We start from the raw sequence: 4,001 nt of genomic DNA, 5'->3' as shown, positions 1-4,001 counted from the left end.
CGGGAAGGATCGCGCGGACACTCCCGTCGCACGCCGACACGCGACGACACAGGGCGTCACACGCCTGTGCACGGGCTACTGCGCAACCGCCCGGCACAACCGCGCAGATGCGCGCGCACCCACCCACGTCTGGAAGTTACGTCTGCGTACCGGCCGTGCAGGGCGGCCGGTACGCAGACGTAACCTACGAGGGGACAGGGCTCCTCGTCCGGATGCCCGCAGCCCGGGGTCGGACGCCCGGTGGACCGTTCCCGAGACCGGACCTCCAGCCTCGGGAGCGGCGGGAGGCTCAGTCCTCGACCAGTGCGCCTCGGCTGAAGACGCTGTGGATGCTCTCCTCCGGGCGCGCCAGCACGGTGACGTCCTCGAGCGGGTTCGCGTTCAGCAGGACCAGGTCCGCGTAGGCACCCTCTGCGAGGATCCCCAGATCGCCCTCGGCCTGCAGGAGGCGTGCGGCCGTGGTCGTGGCCCCGCGCAGGACCGCCCCTGCGGACTGCGCCTGGGCGCGGATCTCGAACTCCTGGCTCTGGTACTCCCACAACTCACCCAGCAGGTCCGAGCCGTAGGCGATGTTCACGCCCCCGCGATCCGCGAGCCGGAGGGCTTCGAGGCCGGCGTAGAGCACGTCGTCGACCTTGGCCTGGCTCGCGGCGGGCAGCCCGAGGCGCGCGCCGTCGGCCTTGAGCCGCTGGTAGGTCACGAGGGTGGGGACCAGGAAGGCGTCGTGCTCGAGGAACAGCCGCACCGTCTCCTCATCGAGGAGGTTCCCGTGCTCGATCGAGCGCACGCCCAGGCGCAGGCCCCTGTTGATCGCCCGCGCGGTGTAGGCGTGGCCGAGCACGTAGCGGTTCGCGGCCTCGGCCTCCTCCACGGCGGCCAGGATCTCCGAATCGGAGAACTGCGTCGAATCGACCCTGTCGGTGGGAGAGGCGACGCCGCCGGAGAGCATGAGCTTGAGATGGTCCGCGCCGGTGCGGAACTGCTGGCGGGCGCCGCGGCGGACCTCGTCCACGCCGTCGCAGACGAGGCCGATGTGCGGGCAGCACTGGTGGTTGTCCACGAGGGCGTTGCCCGGCCCGCGCATGTCCGCATGTCCGCCGGTCTGAGAGAGCGACTTGCCGCCGAAGAACAGGCGCGGCGAGACGAAGAGGCCTTCGTCCGCTGCGCGCGCGAGCCCGAAGTCCGCGCCTCCCGCATCCCGCAGCGCGGTGAACCCGCGGCGCAGGGCGCCCTGCATGGTGTTGATCGCGCAGGCGGTCAGGTAGGCGGGGGACTCGTCCCCGAGGCTGCCGAGGTCGGGGGAGTTCGCGAGCACGTGCACATGGCAGTCGATGAGGCCCGGGGCGGCGATGCGCCCCTCCGCGTCGAAGACCTCCTCGCCGGGCGCGGGGGCGGCACCCACCGACGCGATACGATCGCCGTTGAAGCGGAGGGTGGTGGGTGCGGAGACGGTCTCGGCCTCCGGATCGAGGATGCGGACATTCGTCACTGCGGTCGCGCGGGGATCGAGCTTCACTGCGTGCGCCTTCCGTTCGCGGATGGGTGTCTGCCGCCCACCGTAGGCTTATGCAAAGGACTTTGCAATGACGGACGAGTTCATCGCCGGTTGGATAGACACGCTCCTGGACGGCCGCGGGGCTCCGCCCGCCATGGCCCGGGTGCTGGAAGTCCTGCGCACTGCGCCGCAGGAGGCCGCCTTCGCCACGGTCAAGGCGATGGCCGCGGCGGCGCACGTCAACATCGCGACGGTGACGCGGACCGCGCAGTTCCTCGGCTTCACCGGCTGGCCGGCATTCATCATCGAGTACCGCGGACACTACCTGGCCGGTCTGCGCGCGGACAGCATGCTCGCGCCGGCGGGAGAAGTGGGGGCGAGCGGTCCGCGCGAGGTGGTGCTCGGGGACATCAGCACCCTGCAGGGCATGGCGGAGGGGCTCGACGAGGACGCCTACTCCAGGGCCGCCGCACGCATCCGCAGCGCCCGGCGGACGGTGGTGCTCGCCACCGGCACCTACCTCGCGCCGGCCGAGGTCCTGGCCCACAACGGCCAGCTCCTCGGCTACGACCTCGAGCTCCCGCACGGCCCCTCGTCCGCGCAGCTGAACGCGGTCCGCAAGCTGGGGGAGGGGGACGTCGTGATCGCCTTCACGGTCTGGAAGACCGCGGAGATCGTCCTCCGGCTGGCGCGGTTCGCCCGGGAGCGCGGGGCTGCGCTCGTCGTCTTCGCCGACCGCTCCACGGAGGCGGCACGGCTCGCCGAGGTGGTCGTCACCGTCCCCAGCGAGAGCTCGCGCTACCTCCCCTCCACGATTCCCGCGGTGGCCGCCGTGCAGGCCGTGCTCACCGTGCTCGCGGATCTGGACCGTGAGCACGTCGAGGCCCACCTGCGCGAGGCGGACGAGCTGTGGCGGTCCATGGGGATCGTGGAGCCCTAGGGGGCGGGGCCACGAGGGGGCGCCGGCCGCGCCCGTGTCGTGCTCCCGCCGGAGCGCGACAGGCAAAATTGTTTGCATTCATGTGTGACGACGGACATACTGGTCCGGTTCCGCCGTCGACCCCCGAGGTGCCACATGTCCATGACGAACATCGTCGTCCTCGTCCTCTACCTCGCGCTGATGATCGGCGTGGCCGCATGGTTCTCCCGGAGAAAGTCGATCCGGGACGGCGGCGACTTCATCATGGCCGGCCGTTCGCTGCCCACGTTCGTGCTGGGCGGCACGCTCCTGGCGACCTTCGTCGGCTCCGGCTCGATCATCGGCGGGGCCAGCTTCGTCTTCACGAACGGTCCGCTGGCGGGCATCTTCTTCTTCATGGGGACCTTCGTGGGCATCGTCGTGCTGGGCCTCATGTCCCGGCGCATCCGGAAGAGCTCCTTCAATACGGTGCCGGAGCTCCTGCGTGCGCGGTTCGGACCGCTCACCGGAGTGATCGGCACCGTGCTGGTGCTCGTGGCCTTCATCGGCATCTCCGCCTACCAGTTCACCGGCACCGGCTACATCCTCAGCCTGATCACCCCGCTCAGCGAGGTGCAGGGGACGATCGTCGCGCTGGTCCTCATCGGCTTCCTCGCGGTCTCCGGCGGGCTGAAGTCCGTGGCGTGGACGGACTTCCTCTCGTCGCTGCTCGTGGTGCTGGGCCTGGGCGGAGCGCTCGCCTACCTCTTCGTCAGCGACCTCGGCGGGATCGGCGGCTACGTCGACCAGCTCGATCCCGCGTTCCGGTCCGTGACCGGCGTGCTCGGTCCGCTCCAGATCCTCGGCTACTTCCTGCCGCTGTTCCTGCTGATCCTCGGCGACCAGAACATGCATCAGAGGATCGGCGCGGCCAAGGACACCGCGACAGCGTTCAAGGCGATCCTGGTGTTCTTCGTGGGAGCGGTCCTCGTGGTGGGGCCGATCATCCTGCTGGCGTCCTCGGCGAGCATCCTCAACCCCGAGTCCGATCCGGACATGGCGATCCTGGGCCTGGCCGCAGGGGAGTTCGTGCCGGAGACGCTGGGGGCCGTGATCCTCGTGGCGGCGCTGGCGATCATCGTCACGACGGGCTCCTCGTACCTGCTCACCTGCTCCGGCAACATCGTCTACGACCTGGTCTTCCGGCCGGGAAGCCGCCGGCAGCGCGAGGCGGCCGCGGAGCCGGAGCGCGCCCAGCGGCAGGAGGTGCTGATCAGCCGCCTGTCCGTGGCGGGAGTGGCCGTGCTCGGCTACGTCATGGTCCAGTTCTTTCCCTCGCTGCTCGCCCTGCAGATGTACGCCTACACGATGTACGGCGCCGCCATCACCCCGGTGGTGATCGCCGCGCTGTTCTGGAAGCGCGCGAGCGCGTCCGGTGCGATCGCCTCGATGGTCGCCGCGGGTGCCGTGACCGTCTGCTGGGAGGTTCTCGGTCCTGTCGAGCAGGTGGCGTCCGTGGTCGTCGCGCTGCCCGTCTCCCTGCTCGTGCTGGTGACGGTGTCGCTCGCCGTGCCGCAGCGTTCCCCGCAGGTGCTGCAGCCCTCCCGG

At 70.4% G+C, this 4,001-nt stretch carries 3 protein-coding genes; 2 read left to right on the top strand and 1 reads right to left on the bottom strand.

What is annotated here, in order from left to right; translation table 11 throughout:
- Positions 1-289: 289 nt before the first annotated feature.
- Positions 290-1,516 carry an amidohydrolase family protein gene (locus Q0A33_RS16075; RefSeq protein WP_291799233.1) on the bottom strand — a complete coding sequence of 409 codons (1,227 nt, stop codon included), beginning with the start codon at positions 1,514-1,516 and terminating at the stop codon, positions 290-292.
- 67 nt (positions 1,517-1,583) lie between these two features.
- On the opposite strand from Q0A33_RS16075, the gene Q0A33_RS16070 reads away from it, so the two are divergent.
- Together Q0A33_RS16070 and Q0A33_RS16065 are read left to right on the top strand one after the other, a co-directional pair.
- Positions 1,584-2,435 (top strand): hypothetical protein, encoded by an 852-nt coding sequence (locus Q0A33_RS16070; RefSeq protein WP_291799230.1) that lies wholly within the window; start codon positions 1,584-1,586, stop codon positions 2,433-2,435.
- Positions 2,436-2,570: 135 nt separating this feature from the next.
- The coding region (locus tag Q0A33_RS16065; protein ID WP_291799227.1) for a sodium:solute symporter family protein at positions 2,571-4,001 on the top strand (1,431 nt) is incomplete at its 3' end.

It is taken from the genome of Brevibacterium sp. (genome assembly GCF_022712115.1).
Classification (GTDB): domain Bacteria; phylum Actinomycetota; class Actinomycetes; order Actinomycetales; family Brevibacteriaceae; genus Brevibacterium; species Brevibacterium salitolerans.
The sequence above is the reverse complement of the archived record's forward strand: the minus strand, read 5'-3'. Positions and strand labels throughout refer to the sequence as shown.